This window comes from Sphingomonas sp. CCH5-D11 (assembly GCF_001557395.1).
In the GTDB taxonomy this organism is placed as follows: domain Bacteria; phylum Pseudomonadota; class Alphaproteobacteria; order Sphingomonadales; family Sphingomonadaceae; genus Sphingomonas.
This window is the reverse complement of sequence record NZ_LSKH01000124.1, coordinates 1-15,606: the sequence shown is the minus strand read 5'-3', so window position 1 is coordinate 15,606 and position 15,606 is coordinate 1. Positions and strand designations below refer to the sequence as shown.

17 protein-coding genes are annotated in these 15,606 nt (G+C 65.0%); 10 read left to right on the top strand and 7 right to left on the bottom strand.

What is annotated here, in order from left to right; all coding sequences use genetic code 11:
- The 4 genes from AX702_RS08075 to AX702_RS08060 form a co-directional block, all read left to right on the top strand.
- Positions 1-435, top strand: a 435-nt coding sequence (locus AX702_RS08075) for a 5-oxoproline transporter, DUF979 family subunit (RefSeq protein WP_156455407.1), incomplete at its 5' end; no start/stop codon positions are given.
- Positions 432-1,415, top strand: coding sequence for a DUF2891 domain-containing protein (locus AX702_RS08070; protein ID WP_156455406.1), 984 nt, complete (start codon positions 432-434; stop codon positions 1,413-1,415). The genes AX702_RS08075 and AX702_RS08070, both read left to right, overlap by 4 nt.
- A gap of 69 nt (positions 1,416-1,484) precedes the next feature.
- The gene (locus tag AX702_RS08065; protein WP_066778363.1) at positions 1,485-2,420 is read left to right on the top strand and encodes an NAD(P)H-dependent flavin oxidoreductase; all 936 of its coding nucleotides are present in this window, start codon (positions 1,485-1,487) and stop codon (positions 2,418-2,420) included.
- A gap of 13 nt (positions 2,421-2,433) precedes the next feature.
- Entirely contained in the window at positions 2,434-3,225 is a 792-nt protein-coding gene (locus AX702_RS08060; protein ID WP_066778361.1) for an enoyl-CoA hydratase/isomerase family protein, read from the top strand.
- Between the two features lie 39 nt (positions 3,226-3,264).
- Here the strand turns inward: AX702_RS08060 and AX702_RS08055 are convergent, their stop codons facing one another.
- A complete protein-coding gene (locus tag AX702_RS08055) occupies positions 3,265-3,543 on the bottom strand; it encodes a chorismate mutase (protein WP_066778359.1) in 279 nt (92 codons plus the stop codon).
- A 51-nt stretch (positions 3,544-3,594) separates the two neighbouring features.
- Here AX702_RS08055 and AX702_RS08050 point away from each other — a divergent pair, with 51 nt between their 5' ends.
- Positions 3,595-4,605, top strand: a complete 1,011-nt coding sequence (locus AX702_RS08050; RefSeq protein WP_066778357.1) for a polyprenyl synthetase family protein — start codon at positions 3,595-3,597, stop codon at positions 4,603-4,605.
- A gap of 52 nt (positions 4,606-4,657) precedes the next feature.
- Here the strand turns inward: AX702_RS08050 and AX702_RS08045 are convergent, their stop codons facing one another.
- Positions 4,658-5,608, bottom strand: coding sequence for a cation diffusion facilitator family transporter (locus AX702_RS08045; protein ID WP_066778355.1), 951 nt, complete (start codon positions 5,606-5,608; stop codon positions 4,658-4,660).
- 99 nt (positions 5,609-5,707) lie between these two features.
- On the opposite strand from AX702_RS08045, the gene AX702_RS08040 reads away from it, so the two are divergent.
- A complete protein-coding gene (locus AX702_RS08040; protein WP_066778354.1) occupies positions 5,708-6,889 on the top strand; it encodes a glycosyltransferase in 1,182 nt (393 codons plus the stop codon).
- Between the two features lie 175 nt (positions 6,890-7,064).
- Here the strand turns inward: AX702_RS08040 and AX702_RS08035 are convergent, their stop codons facing one another.
- The 4 genes from AX702_RS08035 to AX702_RS08020 form a co-directional block, all read right to left on the bottom strand.
- Positions 7,065-7,319 (bottom strand): hypothetical protein, encoded by a 255-nt coding sequence (locus tag AX702_RS08035; protein WP_066778353.1) that lies wholly within the window; start codon positions 7,317-7,319, stop codon positions 7,065-7,067.
- Positions 7,320-7,519: 200 nt separating this feature from the next.
- Positions 7,520-8,218, bottom strand: coding sequence for a response regulator transcription factor CtrA (ctrA, locus tag AX702_RS08030; protein WP_066778351.1), 699 nt, complete (start codon positions 8,216-8,218; stop codon positions 7,520-7,522).
- Positions 8,219-8,315: 97 nt separating this feature from the next.
- Entirely contained in the window at positions 8,316-9,410 is a 1,095-nt protein-coding gene (locus AX702_RS08025; RefSeq protein WP_066778349.1) for an AI-2E family transporter, read from the bottom strand.
- Between the two features lie 39 nt (positions 9,411-9,449).
- On the bottom strand, positions 9,450-10,037 hold the full coding sequence (locus AX702_RS08020; RefSeq protein WP_156455405.1) for an isochorismatase family cysteine hydrolase: 588 nt from the start codon (positions 10,035-10,037) through the stop codon (positions 9,450-9,452).
- 377 nt (positions 10,038-10,414) lie between these two features.
- Here AX702_RS08020 and AX702_RS08015 point away from each other — a divergent pair, with 377 nt between their 5' ends.
- The 3 genes from AX702_RS08015 (at position 10,415) to AX702_RS08005 (ending at position 12,949) form a co-directional block, all read left to right on the top strand.
- Positions 10,415-11,665, top strand: a complete 1,251-nt coding sequence (locus AX702_RS08015; RefSeq protein WP_066778348.1) for a lipoprotein-releasing ABC transporter permease subunit — start codon at positions 10,415-10,417, stop codon at positions 11,663-11,665.
- Between the two features lie 39 nt (positions 11,666-11,704).
- A complete protein-coding gene (locus tag AX702_RS08010; RefSeq protein ID WP_066778347.1) occupies positions 11,705-12,376 on the top strand; it encodes an ABC transporter ATP-binding protein in 672 nt (223 codons plus the stop codon).
- A gap of 93 nt (positions 12,377-12,469) precedes the next feature.
- Positions 12,470-12,949: a glutathione peroxidase gene (locus AX702_RS08005; protein WP_066778345.1), complete on the top strand. Its 480-nt coding sequence runs from the start codon at positions 12,470-12,472 to the stop codon at positions 12,947-12,949.
- A 51-nt stretch (positions 12,950-13,000) separates the two neighbouring features.
- Here the strand turns inward: AX702_RS08005 and AX702_RS08000 are convergent, their stop codons facing one another.
- The gene (locus AX702_RS08000) at positions 13,001-13,567 is read right to left on the bottom strand and encodes an HdeD family acid-resistance protein (RefSeq protein WP_066778343.1); all 567 of its coding nucleotides are present in this window, start codon (positions 13,565-13,567) and stop codon (positions 13,001-13,003) included.
- 90 nt (positions 13,568-13,657) lie between these two features.
- Here AX702_RS08000 and dnaE point away from each other — a divergent pair.
- Positions 13,658-15,606 (top strand): DNA polymerase III subunit alpha (dnaE, locus tag AX702_RS07995; RefSeq protein WP_156455404.1); only part of this gene is annotated, 1,949 nt, incomplete at its 3' end.

The following is a 15,606-nucleotide window of genomic DNA, read 5'->3' as shown; positions in this document are numbered from 1 at the left end:
GCGCTGCCGCAGATGCTGGCGAGCCTCGGCGCCGTTTTCGCGCTCGCTGGCGTTGGAGAGGTGGTCGGCCGCCTCGTCGGTGTCGCGATCCCGACGGGCAGCGTGCTTGGCGCCGTGCTCGCCTTCGGGCTCGGCATGGCGCTGTTCACGATGGTGATGGGCAACGCCTTTGCCGCCTTTCCGGTGATGGCAGCGGCGGTCGGCATTCCACTGCTGGTGCAAAACTATGGTGCCGATCCCGCGCCGGTCGCAGCCGTCGGCATGCTCGCCGGCTTCTGCGGCACGCTGATGACGCCCATGGCGGCGAACTTCAATTTGGTGCCGGCGGCGCTGCTCGAGCTGAAGGACCGCAACGGCGTGATCCGCGCGCAAGTGCCGACGGCGCTGCCATTGCTCGTGTTCAACCTTCTCCTGCTGTGGTGGATCGTCGCGTGACCTTGAAGCCTGAGATCGCCGCCGGCTTTGCCCGGCTCACGCTCGGCCATGTCGGTCAGCGTTACCCCTACAAGCTCGATCAGGTGCTGAACGGGCCGGAGGACCTGCGCGAGCCGCACGAGATTCACCCGATCTTTCACGGCAGCTTCGATTGGCACAGCTGCGTGCATGGCTGGTGGCAGCTGCTGACCATCGCGCGCATGTTCCCGGAATTGGCCGAAGCGAGTGATATCCGCGACCGTGCGGACGAGATGCTGGTGCCAGAGAAGGTCGCGGGCGAACTGGCGGTGCTCGCCCGTCCCTATGCCGCCGGATTCGAGCGACCCTATGGCTGGGCGTGGGCACTGGCGCTGCATGGCGAGGCGGTGCGGCACAAGGCGGACTGGGGTGACGCGCTGGAACCGCTTGCGCGCGCCTTCGCCGAACGCTTCCACCAGCATCTACCGAAGCTGACCTATCCGATTCGCGTCGGCACCCACTTCAACACCGCCTTTGCGCTGACGCTGGCACGTGATTGGGGCCTCGAGCACGACGCGGCGTTAGTCTCGCTCATCGATGCGCGGGCGCGCCATTGGTTTGGTGAGGATCGCGCGTGTCAGGCTTGGGAGCCGGGCGGTGACGAATTTCTCTCCTCCGCGCTCTCGGAGGCGCTGCTGATGAGCCGGGTGCTCGGCGATGAGTTCGCCGGCTGGTTCGAAGCCTTCCTGCCCGAAGCGGCCTTGGGTGCGCCGCGCACCTTGTTCACGCCCGCCCTTGTCTCCGACCGAAGCGACGGGAAGATCGCGCATCTCGATGGCCTGAACCTCAGCCGTGCCTGGTGCTGGCGTTCGATCGCCGCTGCGCTGCCGGCCCATCCAATCGCATCTGTCGCCGCCGCAGCAGCGGACGATCACCTCGCCGCAAGCCTGCCGCATCTGGCCGATCATTATATGGGCACGCACTGGTTGGCGACTTTCGCGCTTCTCGCACTCACTGTTTGAAAGGGGCTGGCGCCTAGGCGCCGCTCGTGCGAACCCGATCTTCGAATCGATAAGAAGCGGGAGAGCGAAATGGCGCTGAAGACGCGCGTCACCGAGATGCTCGGAATTGAGAAACCGATCATCCAGGCCGCCATGGGCTGGATCGCCCGATCTCACTTGTCCTCGGCCGTGTCGAACGCCGGCGGCATGGGAATCATCGAAACCTCGTCGGGCGATCTTGAGGCGGTTCGCCAAGAGATCCTCAAAATGCGCGAGCTGACCGACAAGCCGTTCGGCGTGAATGTCGCACAGGCCTTTGTGCGCGATCCCGGCATCGTCCAGTTCGTCATCGATCAGGGTATCCGCTTCGTCACCACCTCTGCTGGTGATCCGATGAAATATACCGGCATGCTGAAGGCGGCCGGGCTTACCGTTTTCCATGTCGTTCCCAGCCTTGCCGGCGCCCTGCGCGCCGTGGAGGCCGGCGTCGACGGGCTGATTGTCGAGGGCGGCGAGGGCGGCGGGTTCAAGAACGCCAAGGACGTTTCCACCATGGTGCTGGTGCCGCAGGTGGTCGAGGCAGTGGACGTGCCGGTCGTCGCCGCCGGGGGGATCATGGATGGGCGGACGATGGCCGCCGCCTTCGCGCTCGGTGCAGAGGGCGTGCTGATGGGCACGCGGATCCTCTCCTCCGCCGAAAGCCCGGTGCACGAAAACTGGAAGACGGCGATCGTCGAGGCGGATTCGACCGACACCGTGTTCCTCAACCGCAGCGGCCCGGGCCCGGCGCTTCGCGCGCTTCGCACCGACCGGACGACGCGCATCGAAAAGGAAGGCACGCCCAACATCTTTGGCGAGTTCGCTGATACCCAGGCGGTCTATTTCGGTGGCGATCTGGAGGCCGGCATCGCGCTGACCGGCCAGGTGGCGGGCCGCATTCGCGACGTGAAGCCCGTCGCGCAGATCTTCGACGAGACAATGGCGGAATATGAGGCGACGGTGGCGCGCATGGCGCGGGCCGCGTGAGGGGAGAGGAAGAATGAGCGAAGACGTAACCTATGAGGTTTCCGAAGGCGTCGCGACGCTGACGCTGAACCGCCCGGAGCGGATGAACACGATTTCCGGCCCCATGCTGGACGAGCTAACCCGCCTGCTGGTGAAGGCCGGCGAGGACCGCGACGTACGTGTCATCGTACTCACCGGAACGGGACGGGCCTTTTGCGCCGGGCTTGATCTCAATGCGGCTCAGAAGGGCGAGGGGATCGGCTCCTCGTCGGCCACCTTCGGCGCGACGATCGACCTGCGCAACACGCCGCCTACGGTGCTCCATGCGCTGGACAAGCCGGTGATCGCCGCCCTCAACGGTTCGGCAGCGGGCTATGGCATGGACCTGGCGCTCGGCTGCGACATCCGGGTCATGGCGTCGGAAGCGAAGCTTGCCGCGGCGTTCGTGAAGCGCGGCGTGCTGCCCGAATCGGGTGGCACCTGGTTCCTGCCGCGCATGATCGGTTGGGCCAAGGCGGCGGAGATCGTCTTCACCGGCCGCACGCTTTCGGCGGAGGACTGCCTCAAGGAGCGCCTCGTCAACGAGGTGGTGCCGGCCGACCAGGTCGCTGCGCGCGCCCGCGAACTGGCGCTGGAGATTGCGGCGAACGCACCCATGGCAGTGCAGGGCGCTAAGCGGCTGATGCGCATGGGCATGGAGGAAACCTTCGATACCCATGTGCAGCACGTCTATTTGCAGCTGTTGCCGCTGTTCCAGAGCGCGGACTTCAGGGAAGGAATGGCCAGCTTCCTTGAAAAGCGCCCGGCCGCATTCACCGGCAAGTGATCATGTTCCCCCTTCTGCGCCGTAGGAGGGGGAGGCTGATCAGCCCTGAAGCTGTTGATGGTGCCGGATGACTTCATCGATGATGAAGCGCAGGAATTTCTCGCTGAATTCCGGATCCAGCTCGGCTTCCTCCGCAAGCGCGCGAAGCCGTGCGATCTGCTGGTCCTCGCGGCCCGGATCGGCGGGCGGCAGGCCGGCTTCCGCCTTGTAGCGCCCCACGGCCTGGGTGACCTTGAACCGCTCGGCAAGAAGGCAGACCAGCGCCGCATCGATATTGTCGATGCTCTTGCGATATCCCTTCAACACCTCGTCCGCCATTCGCGCCCTCCCATTGCGGCCTTGCGCCTGCGTCCGTAGAGGCAGTTGGAGATGAGCGCTACCGTCCACCGCCTTGCCGGCCATCAGCCTTCGCTTGATCCGATGATTCACCTCGTCGCCGACGACATGAATCAGGTCAACGCTGCGATCGTCGATCGCATGCAATCGCAGATCCCCTTGATTCCCGAACTCGCCGGCCATCTGATCGCCAGCGGCGGCAAGCGGATGCGTCCGATGCTCACGCTGGCGAGCGCAAGGCTGCTGCACTATGATGGCGCGCGCCATTACGGCCTGGCCGCGGCGGTGGAGTTCATCCACACGGCCACTTTGCTCCACGATGATGTGGTCGACGGGTCGGACCTGCGTCGCGGCAAGCGAACCGCCAATATCATCTGGGGCAATCCGGCCAGCGTGCTGGTGGGCGACTTCCTCTTCTCCCGCTCATTCGAGTTGATGGTGGAATCAGGAAGCCTCAGCGCGCTCAGGATCCTGTCGAACGCCAGCGCCGTCATTGCCGAGGGTGAGGTGAATCAGCTGACTGCCGCGCGTCGCGTCGATCTGGGCGAGGATCGCTATCTCGAGATCATCAACGCCAAGACTGCGGCGCTGTTCGCGGCCGCCTGCCGCATCGCTGCGGTAGTTGCCGATCGACCGGAGAGCGAGGAAGCGGCGCTGGATGCCTATGGTCGCAATCTCGGTATCGCATTCCAGCTGGTCGATGATGCGATCGATTATACCTCCGATGCGGGCACCATGGGCAAGGATGCGGGGGATGACTTCCGCGAGGGCAAGATGACGCTGCCTGTCATTCTGGCCTATGCGCGCGGCAATGCGGAAGAGCGGCAGTTCTGGAAGGACGCCGTGGAGGGACGCAGGGATAGCGATGCCGATTTCGCGCATGCCGTGGAGCTGGTGCGCTCCAGCCGCGCGGTAGACGATACGATCGCCCGGGCCCGGCATTACGGCCAGCGGGCGATTGATGCGGTGGCGCCGTTTGCCGACGGACCGGCCAAGGACGCGATGATCGAGGCGGTCGAATTCGCGGTGGCTCGGGTCTACTGAAGCTGGGTCTGCAATCGACCCGGCACGACGCCTTATCGGCTGGGCCTCACCCCTATACCGCGGTGGCTGGCTCCAGCACGCAATTGCCGGTTCCGGTCTCCACCTGGAGCGTCGCATGCCCGATCCCGAAATCGTGATGCAGCATGTGCTGCACGTCGTTCAGAAAGGCGTCGCCGGGGTGGCCGCCTGGCATCAGCAAATGAGCCGTCAGCACCGGCTCGGTAGTCGACATCGGCCAGATGTGAAGATCATGTACTGCGGCCACCCCCGGCAGGGCCGCCAGTGAATCGCGCACCCGATCATAGTTGATCGCGCGCGGCACGGCCGCCAGGCTCATCTCCACCGTTTCGCGCAGCAATCCCCAGGTCTGCCAGAAGATCAGCGCGGCAATGACGAGGCTCACGACCGGATCGATCCAGCCAAAGCCTGTCAGCCAGATCCCGAGACCCGCCAGCACCACGCCGGCCGAGACTGCGGCGTCGGCGAGCATGTGGAGATAAGCGCCGCGAATGTTCACATCGCCCTCGCGGCCGCGGGCGAACAGCCAGGCGGTCACGCCGTTGATCACGATACCGACGGCCGCGACGGCAGAGACGGTCAGTCCCGGCACCGGGGTCGGCTCGGTAAAGCGCTGCGCGGCCTCAATCGCGATGGCGCCCAGCGCCACCAGCAACAGCACGGCATTGGCCAGCGCTGCCAGGATGGTGGATCCCTTCAATCCATAGGTGAAGCGCTTCGACGGCGGCGTGCGTGCCAGCGCCGCGCCGGCCCAGGCGACGGCAAGCCCTAGAACATCCGACAGATTGTGGCCGGCGTCGGCCAGCAGCGCGACCGAGCCGGTCCATAGGCCGGCGCTTGCCTCGGCGATCACATAGGCAAGGTTAAGCCCAATGCCGATCGCGAAGGCGCGATCCCAGCGATCCGGCGGGGCAGGGTGATGATGGTGGCCATGATCGTGGCTATGGCCGTGATGGTGCCCGTGGCCGTGATGCGCGTGCGCCATGGGGATGGATTAGCAGCAGGTTCGGCGGAATGCCATCGTTCGGGGATTTATCTCTCGACTGGCATCTCGTTTTAACCGGCGGCGCGATACAGGGGCGTTATGCTTCGCGTTCTGACGCTTTCCAGCCTGTTTCCGGATTCGACCCGGCCCAATTTCGGCATCTTTGTCGAGCGACAGACGCTTGGGCTGGCCGCAGAGCCGGGGGTGGAGGTGCGCGTCGTGGCGCCGGTCGGGCTGCCGCCCTGGCCCTTGCGGATGCTGCCTCACTATCGAAAGCTGACCGATCTTCCGGGTAGCGAGACGTGGAAGGGGTTGCCGGTTTGTCGGCCCTCTTTCACCGTCTTGCCAGGCACTTACGGACGGTTTCATGTATCCGCTCTGAAGCGCTCCCTGATCCCGCTGCTGGACGATATGCGTCAGAAATCTCCGTTTGACGTGATCGACGCGTCCTTCTTCTTCCCGGACGGTCCGGCGGCCGTGGCGCTGGGGCGGCGGTATGACGTGCCGGTGTCCATCAAGGCCCGGGGCGCCGACATCCACTTCTGGGGTCGGCAGTCCGCAACGGCGGCGCAGGTCCGCGAGGCCGGCCTGGCGGCGGACGGCCTTCTGGCGGTTTCGGCCGCGATGCGCATGGATATGGCGAAGATCGGCCTGCATTCGGAGAAGATCGGCCTTCATTATACCGGCGTCGATCTCGACCGCTTCAAACCCCTGGACCGCAGCGCTGCAAAGGACGCGCTTGGCATCAAGGGGCCGCTCGTGATCTGCGTCGGTGCCCTGATCGAGCGCAAGGGACATGAGATCGTCGTCGAGGCGCTGGCCCGACTGCCCGGCGTGTCGCTGTTGATCGCCGGGGAGGGCCCGGCGCGGGGCGCAATCGAGGCGGTAGTCGATCGCGCCGGCCTCGGGGATCGCGTGCGGCTGCTCGGCGCCGTGCCCCATGCCGATCTGCCTCGGCTGCTGGCGGCTGCCGACGTGATGGCGCTGGCATCCGAATCGGAAGGACTGGCCAACGCCTGGGTCGAAGCGCTGGCGTGCGGCACCCCGATCGTGATCACCGAAGCCGGCGGCGCGCGCGAGGTGGTGACTGACCCGGCGGCAGGGCGGGTCGTGCCGCGCACGCCGGCGGCCTTCGCGGAAGCGATCGCCGATCTGCTGCAGGATCCCCCGGCACCGGAAGCGACCCGCAGCCTTGCAACGCGCTTCACCTGGAGCGCCAATGCAGCGGGGCTGCACGCGCACCTGCAGCAACTGGTCGCGAAGCATCGCGCACGTCGGTGAGCTGGTGTCCCCTCTTCGCGGGTCTTCTATGATGCCGGTACGTTCGCCAGACCTGTTGCTGGAGGCTGTTCTTTAAAGCACGGCATGAGGTGACGAGGGTAGTCGCGCAAGCGGCTCGCTTCCTCCGAGAACGATCCAGCGACCGTGGATCGGCGCCAGACGCTGACCTGCCTGCTCAGTTCATATCGGCGATCAGCAGATCGAGCTGACGTCGGCCAAGTTCCTCCATGGCGGCGGCCGAGTGCTGGCAATTGGCGATGACGCCGCGCGAGGCATCGACGATGCAGGTTGCGGGTTTGCGCGCGGCGCAGGGCTGTTCGTCGCAGCCCGGGCTCGCGACTGTGGTCCGCGCTGGCTCGGGTGCGGCAGATACCGGACTGGCCGGAAGGGCGAACACGGCAGCGCCGAGCAGAAGAGCAATTTTCGTCATATGGTCCCCCATGGAAGTTCGGTGGGGGCGCAGTTCGACTGCCGCTTGCACAGGCCGTCCGTTCACAGCCACGACAATCGTCGCTGTGTCAGACGGGCGTGAAGGCGGGAACACGTCGCTGGTGTGCGACACGGGTTCAGGTAAGAGGCCGCGGAAAGCCCCCCGACATCCGCGGCCGTGCTCGGTAGATCAGAGCAGGATCAGGCGACCTTTGCCGGAACCTCATCGGGCTCACGCAGAACATAGCCGCGGCCCCAGACGGTCTCGATATAATTCTCGCCCTCGCAAGCCATGCTGAGTTTTTTGCGCAGCTTGCAGATGAAGACGTCGATGATCTTCAGTTCAGGCTCGTCCATGCCACCGTAAAGGTGATTCAGGAACATTTCCTTGGTAAGCGTGGTGCCCTTGCGGAGCGAAAGCAGCTCCAGCATCGCATATTCCTTGCCGGTCAGGTGAACGCGTGCGCCGTCCACCTCCACCGTCTTGGCATCAAGGTTGACCGACAGCTTGCCGGTGCGGATCACCGACTGCGAATGGCCCTTCGACCGGCGGACCACCGCCTGGATGCGGGCGATCAGCTCTTCCCGATGGAACGGCTTGGTGACGTAATCGTCCGCGCCGAAGCCGAAGGAGCGGACCTTTGATTCCATCTCGTTCACGCCGGACAGGATCAGCACTGGCGTGGAAACCCGCGCCACGCGCAGTTTCTTCAGCACCTCATAGCCGTGCATGTCCGGCAGGTTGAGATCGAGAAGAATGATATCGTAGTCGTAGAGCTTGCCGAGGTCCAAACCCTCTTCGCCCAGATCCGTCGAATAGACATTGAAGCCCTCGGCAGAGAGCATCAGCTCGATGGCCTTTGCGGTCGTTGGCTCGTCCTCGATCAGCAGCACGCGCATCCGTCATTCTCCCGTTTGCGAGCATGCGCGGCACCCCGTCACGCCCCAACCGATCCATTAACCAAAACACAAGTGAACGTAAAAGGTAAACAGACGCTTAATCCATGGTTCCGGGCAAGTCCCGCGGAGAACCGGCAGCATCGAACAAGGTACGGTGGCGGGTGCGGGGAATGTCTTCGCCAAGCGTATCGCGAAGATACAGGCTGCGGATCAGCGTATAGATCACGACCAATATTGCTGCCGAGAAGAACAGGCCGAACAGCCCGAACACGGCGCCAATTGCCAGAATGGCGAAGAGCGTGACGGCGGGCGGGATGGCAACAACCCGGCTGGTGACGAATGGCGTGATGAAATTGGTCTGAACGACACGAACAACGGCAAACACTGCAACGGTCAGCAGGACATGATGAAGCGACTGGGTGGCGGCGAGACCCAGCGCCGGGACCATCGCGGCGAGCGGGCCGACATAGGGGATGAACTCGCTGAGGCCGGTGAGCAGGCCAAGCGCCGGCGCGGACGGGACGCCGACCAGCCAGAGCCCCAGACCGACGAGCACGCCCATGCTGGTCATCTGGATGAGCTGCGCGCGCAGCCAGAGACGGAGCGTGGATGCCGTGTCCAGCAAAGCATCCTCCAGCACCGCACGCTTCGAAGGCGGCATGAGCAGCAGGAAGCCACGTTCATACACCTTCGGATCGACGGCAAAGAAGATCGCGCCGACGAGAACGAGAAGGGCGTTGAGGACGAACTGTCCTGCCCCTTCGGCAAGACCGCCGATATCCTGTGCGACACGGCTGCCGGCGAAGGCCGATCGGACCGCGTCCACCACCTTCGCCCCGACCGGCGATGTCGAAAGCTGCGCGCCGATTTCCGCCAGAATGCCGGGCAGGCGAGTGACGAGAACATTGACCTGCGTGCGGAACTCGACGCCGAACAGCCAGCCGAGAAAGATGATGAGGGCAAGGACGGTGAAGATCCCGGCGCCGAGCGCAGGCTTGGGAGACAGGCGCAAACGATCCTCGAAGATCTCCGCCAGCGCGTGAATGACGATGGCGCCCAGGATCGAACCAAAGGCGAGGATCAGCAGGTCGCCCGTGAAATACAGCGTCGCGGCCAGCGCGATGACGCCCAATGTCAGGAACAACCGGCGAATGTATCGGGCGTCGTCTTGATCAGGGGAAAGCCGGTTCATGGGCCATGAACGTGGCAAGCGACACGACGTTGCAGCGGCTCAGCTGGCGCGGCCCGTGTAGACCTTGGGTTCGCTGGCCAACCAATCGGCCAGGGCGAGCTCGCTGGTGGGCCGAACATCGGCGCTCATGCCGTTTTCCATCATCTCGAGCGCCCATTGTGCGCGCTCCTCATGCTGGGAGGCGACAAGATCCCGCGGCACCCACAGATCATATTCCCGCATGTGCGCGTCCGCCGCGGTGAAGAGGACGCAGATATCCGCAGCGATGCCGGTCAGGACCAATCGGGACACGCCGAGCCGCGGCAGGAGGGCGGGCAGTGTAGTGGCGTAGAAGCCGGAAGATTCGGGCTTGATGACGAAATAGTCGCTGGGTTGCGGGCGAACCTGGTCGATCAGCTCCCCGCCTTTCTGCCCGCGCGCAAAGGCGATGAGTTCGCTCGGCTCGTCATGCCAGCGGCCATAATTGTCGTTGACGAAAATGACCGGCACGTCGGCTGCGCGCGCTTGCGCGCGAAGAGACTGAAACGGTTCCACCATCTCAGCCACAGCCTTTTTCAATTTCTCGCCGCCCGAGAAATCAAAGGTGTTGAGCAGATCAATGACGAGAATCGCCGCTTTGCCGTTCATGGAAGGTGCCCAGTTGTCGATGCTTGCGACAACGACGCCGAGCGACTTTGGCCGCATTCTTTGGGCGCAAATTGCTGTTTCGAAGCTGATTCTTGATTTAGGATAAGCAAACGCCCGGATCGTTTCCGACCCGGGCGCCTGCGTGACGATTGCTCGTCAGCCCCCTTGTGCTTCCGCCCGCGCGCCTCATTTATGAAGCGGAGCTGGAAGCGTCCCCGAACCACGGCCTTTGCCTGTGTGCCAGTACGGTAATTGCTAGGTCGTTCCGGATGGGTCGTCCATGAAAATGAACGCCAGCTAAACCGATTGCTGCTGCTCTGTGATTATTTCGCAACAGCGCCGTTGCCAGTGTGCGAAGCCGCCGATAGACGCGAGCCATGATCCTGTCGCGCTACGAACGAATGATCGCGCGGCGCTATCTGCTTCCCGGGCGCGGCGAGCGCTTCATCGTTCTCGTCGCTGGTTTCAGCCTCGGCGCGGTGATGCTGGGGGTGGCGGCGCTCGTGATTGTGATGAGCGTCATGAACGGCTTTCGGGCCGAGCTTTTCGACAAAATCGTCGGGTTGAACGGCCATGCCGTGGTGCAGGGCATCGGCGGCCGCCTGACCGATTGGCGCGACGTGGTGCGCCAGGCGGAGACGACGCCGGGCGTGACCAGCGCGGTGCCGCTGGTCGAACAGCCGCTGATGTCCACCTATAACGGCCGGGTCGAGGCGGTGCTGGTGCGCGGGATGCGCGTGCAGGACCTGCGGTCGAACCAGACGATCGGCAGCAAGGTGATCACTGGCACGATCAGTTCGCTGACGCCAGGCTCGAACCGCGTGGCGCTCGGCTCGCGGCTGGCCGAATCGCTGGGGGCGACGGTCGGGTCCGAAATCACGCTGATCAATCCAGCCGGGCAGACCACGCCGTTCGGCACGGTGCCGCGTTACGTCAATTACACGGTGGCGGCCGTGTTCGAGATCGGCGTGTATGATTTCGACAAGGCCTATGTGATCATGCCGATGGAGGATGCGCAGACGCTGCTCCTGCTGGGCGATGCGGTCGGCATGATCGAACTGGATACGGTGAACGCCGACCGGGTGGGCCAGATCCTGGCGCCGCTTGCCGAAAAGGTCGGCCGCTTTGCGGTGGTGAGCGACTGGCGGCAGATGAACGCGCAACTGTTCGAGGCGCTGGCGGTGGAGCGCGTCGCGATGTTCGTGGTGCTGTGCATCATCATCCTGGTCGCCGCGTTCAACATCGCCTCCTCGCTGATCATGCTGGTGCGCGCCAAGACGCGCGACATCGCGATCCTGCGCACCATGGGCGCGACCCGCGGCGCGATGATGCGGATCTTCATGACGGTTGGCGTCACGATCGGCGCGCTGGGGATTGTCGCCGGGCTGATCCTGGGCGCGGTGTTCCTGTTCTATCGGCAGGCGGTGGTGAACTTCGTCCAGTTCGTGACCGGGCAGGAGTTGTGGGATCCCTCGATCCGCTACCTGACCGAGCTGCCGTCGAAGCCCGATCCGGTCGAGATCGTGGCGATCGTCCTCATCACCGCGCTGATGACGCTGCTGGCGACCGTTTACCCGGCCTATAAGGCGGCCAGCACGGATCCGGTTCAGGTGCTGCGTTATGAATAGTCGCCGCGTGAGCGCAGGGCGTTGCAATGGGGTGCTGTCGTGACGCCGGTTCTGCAGACGCGCGGCCTGTCGCGCAGCTTTACCCAGGGCGACGAGACCATCGACGTGCTGCGCGGCGTGGAACTGTCAGTCGCGCCGGGCGAGATCGTGGCGCTGCTGGGCCCGTCCGGATCAGGCAAGTCGACGCTGCTACAGGCGGTCGGCCTGCTGGAGGGCGGGTTCGAGGGGTCGATCGAGATCTCCGGCGCGGAGGCGGCGCGGCTGGATGCGCACGGGCGCACGGTCGTGCGGCGCGATCACCTCGGCTTCGTGTATCAGTTCCATCACCTGCTGCCCGATTTCAACGCGATCGAGAATGTCGTGCTGCCGCAGCTGATCCATGGTGCGGAGCGCGACGCGGCGGAGGCGCGCGCCACCACCTTGCTGCAGGCGCTGGGGCTGGGGCACCGGCTGACGCACCGCCCCAGCCAATTGTCGGGCGGCGAGCAGCAGCGCGTCGCGGTGGCGCGGGCGCTGGCCAATCGCCCGGCGCTGGTGCTCGCCGACGAGCCGACCGGCAACCTCGACGAAGGCACGGCGGACCGGGTGCTGGCGGAGTTCCTGCGGCTGGTGCGCGGTGAAGGCTCGGCGGCGCTTATCGCGACGCATAACGAGCGGCTGGCGGCGAAGATGGACCGCGTGGTGCGGCTGCACGATGGCGTGTTGACCTGAGCGCCGCAACGCTCCGCCCCTGAATGGTGTTATTCCCTTGCGCGCAATCAAATATCGCGCGAAACCTCCCTCCGTCGAGCAAAGGAGAGGGCAATGCGCGCGATCACCGACTTCCAGGTCAAGGCGTCGAACGGGGGGCAAGCCTCGCTGGAGGAATATCGCGGCAAGGTGTTGCTGATCGTCAACACGGCGTCGAAATGCGGGTTCACGCCGCAATATGAGGGGCTGGAGGCGCTCCACCGCGACTATGCCGATCGCGGCTTCGAAGTGCTGGCCTTTCCCTGCAACCAGTTCGGCGCGCAGGAGCCCGGCGGTGCGGCGGAAATCGCCAACTTCTGCTCGCTGACCTATGACGTGACCTTTCCCGTCTTCGCCAAGATCGAAGTCAACGGCGCACAGGCCGATCCGCTGTTCGAACGACTCAAGAGCGATGCGCCCGGTGTCCTGGGCTCGAAGGCCATCAAGTGGAACTTCACCAAGTTCCTGGTGGATCGCGACGGCAAGGTGGTTGATCGCTATGCGCCGACCACCAAGCCCGAGGACATCCGCAAGGATATCGAGAAGCTGCTGTAGGCGACAGTTCCCGGCACGAGCCTCGACGGGCTCAGCGCAAACGCGTCGGGCTCAATCCGGAAAGGTGAAGGCCGACGCGCCCGAGCGGTGATCCATGCCCGCCATGATCGCGGTGACGCCGCCGAACAGGAAGCTGGCGCCCAGGATGAAGCCCGGCAGCGTCAGCGCCGAGAAGGGCACGGTGCCGATGATCAGCAAGGCCAGGAGGATGTTGACGACGCCCAGCAGCAGCATCAGCCAGCGGCGGCGACGCATGCGAAAGCCGAGCACGATTTCCAGCGCGCCGCGCAGCAGCAGCCAGGCGGCGACGACGATGGTCAGCGAGATCGCACCGGTGAGCGGCCGCGCGATCATGATGACGCCGGCCACGATCGACAGCACGCCGAGCAGGATCGAATAACCCCGGCTCTCCGCGCCGGCGCCGCGCAGCCCGGCGATCAGCGAGAAGATGCCGGAGACCGTGAAGGCAATGCCGATGACGAAGGTGGCCGCGATCGTCGCCGGAAAGGGCCAGAGCAGCGCTGCCAGCCCGAACAGCGCGGAAAGCACGCCATAAGCGATGATCCACCCCCAGCCGGCACCCGTCGTCGCCACATGTTCACGGCCCATGTCAGTCATTGTGCAGCCTCCCGTCCATTCGCCTCGAAACGGATCGGTTGTGGCGCAGTTCCGCTGGTCGAATCACGCGGTGGCGGGTAGGCGAAGATGATGCCGCATTCCGGGTTCGTACCGCTTCGCATCTTCTCGTCCTACACGATGCTCGACGGAGCCATCGATCCGAAGGCGATCGCGAAGCAGGCGGCGAAGCTGGGCTTTCCCGCCGCGGCGCTGACCGACCGCAACGGCCTGTATGCGGCCATGGCCTTTTCGGACGCCGCCTTTGGCGAGGGCGTGCAGCCGGTGATCGGAACGATGCTTGGCGTGGCGCGGCCCGACATGCCGGACGGCGTTGCGCCGATCGTCGACTGGCTCGCGCTCTACGCGCAGGACGAGCGCGGCTACGACAATCTGTGCGGGCTGGTGAGCGCCGCGCATCTCGATCGCCCGATCGACCTGCCGCCGCACGTCGACTTTGCGGCGCTGGCCGGGCGCACCGACGGGCTCATCGCGCTGACGGCGGGCGGCGAGGGCGCCCTGGCGAGGCTGTTTGCGGAGGATCAGCCGGCACGGGCGCGCGCCTATGCCGAGCGGCTCGACGCGCTGTTCCCATCCCGCGTCTATGTGGAGCTGGTCCGCCGGGGCGAGGAGATCGAGGAACGCGCGGAGCCGGCGCTGATCGACCTCGCCTATGAGCGTGATCTGCCGCTGGTCGCGACCAATCCCTGCTGCTTCGCCGAACATTCCTTCGCCAAGGCGCATGACGCGATGCTGTGCATCGCCAATTCCACCTATGTCGAAAGCGACGATCGCCCGCGCAGTTCGCCAGACGCGTGGATGAAGCCCGCAGACGCTATGCGCGCCCTGTTCGAGGATCTGCCTGAGGCGATCGCGAACACTCTGGTCGTTGCCAAGCGCTGCGCCGTCGCCGCGCCGAAGCGCAAGCCGATCCTGCCCAGCCTGGCCGGCGACCGCGAAGGCGAGGCGGCAATGCTGCGCGAACGCTCGCACGAGGGGCTGACCGCCCGGCTGAAGCGGATCGAGGAACTGGCAACCGACCCGCTGCCGGAAGGGTGGCAGGACGGATATCGCAAGCGGCTCGACTTCGAACTGGATGTCATCATCCAGATGGGCTTCCCCGGTTACTTCCTGATCGTTGCCGACTTCATTCAATGGGCGAAGTCCCACGACATACCGGTGGGGCCGGGGCGTGGCTCCGGCGCCGGCTCGGCGGTCGCCTGGGCACTGACCATCACCGATCTCGATCCGCTGCAGCTCGGCCTGCTGTTCGAGCGCTTCCTGAATCCGGAACGCGTTTCCATGCCGGATTTCGACATCGACTTCTGCGAAACGCGGCGCGGCGAAGTGATCCGCTACGTGCAGGAGAAATACGGGCGCGATCAGGTCGCGCAGATCATCACCTTCGGTAAGCTGAAGGCGCGCGCGGTGCTGAAGGATACCGGGCGCGTGCTGCAGATGAGCTATGGCCAGGTCGATCGTCTCGCCAAGCTGGTGCCCAACCACCCGACCGACCCGTGGACGCTGAAGCGCGCTATCGACGGCGTGGCGGAGCTGCACCGCGAATACGCCAACGACAATCAGGTGCGTCACCTCTTGGATCTGGCGATGCAGCTGGAGGGCCTGCCGCGCCATTCCTCCACCCATGCCGCCGGCGTGGTGATCGGCGACCGGCCGCTGGCGCAGCTTGTGCCGCTGTATCGCGATCCGCGATCCGACATGCCGGTGACCCAGTTCGACATGAAATATGTCGAGGGCGCCGGGCTGGTGAAGTTCGACTTCCTCGGCCTCAAGACCCTGTCCGTCCTGAAGCGCGCCCTGCACCTGCTGGACAAGCGCGGGATCCACGTCGACCTCGACGCGCTGACCTGGGACGACGAGGCGGTCTATGCCCTGCTCCAGAAGGGCGACACGGTGGGCGTGTTCCAGCTGGAATCCGAAGGCATGCGGCGCACGCTTTCCGCCGTGCGACCGACCAATTTCGGCGACATCATCGCGCTCGTCTCGCTCTACCGGCCCGGCCCGATGGACAACATCCCTTC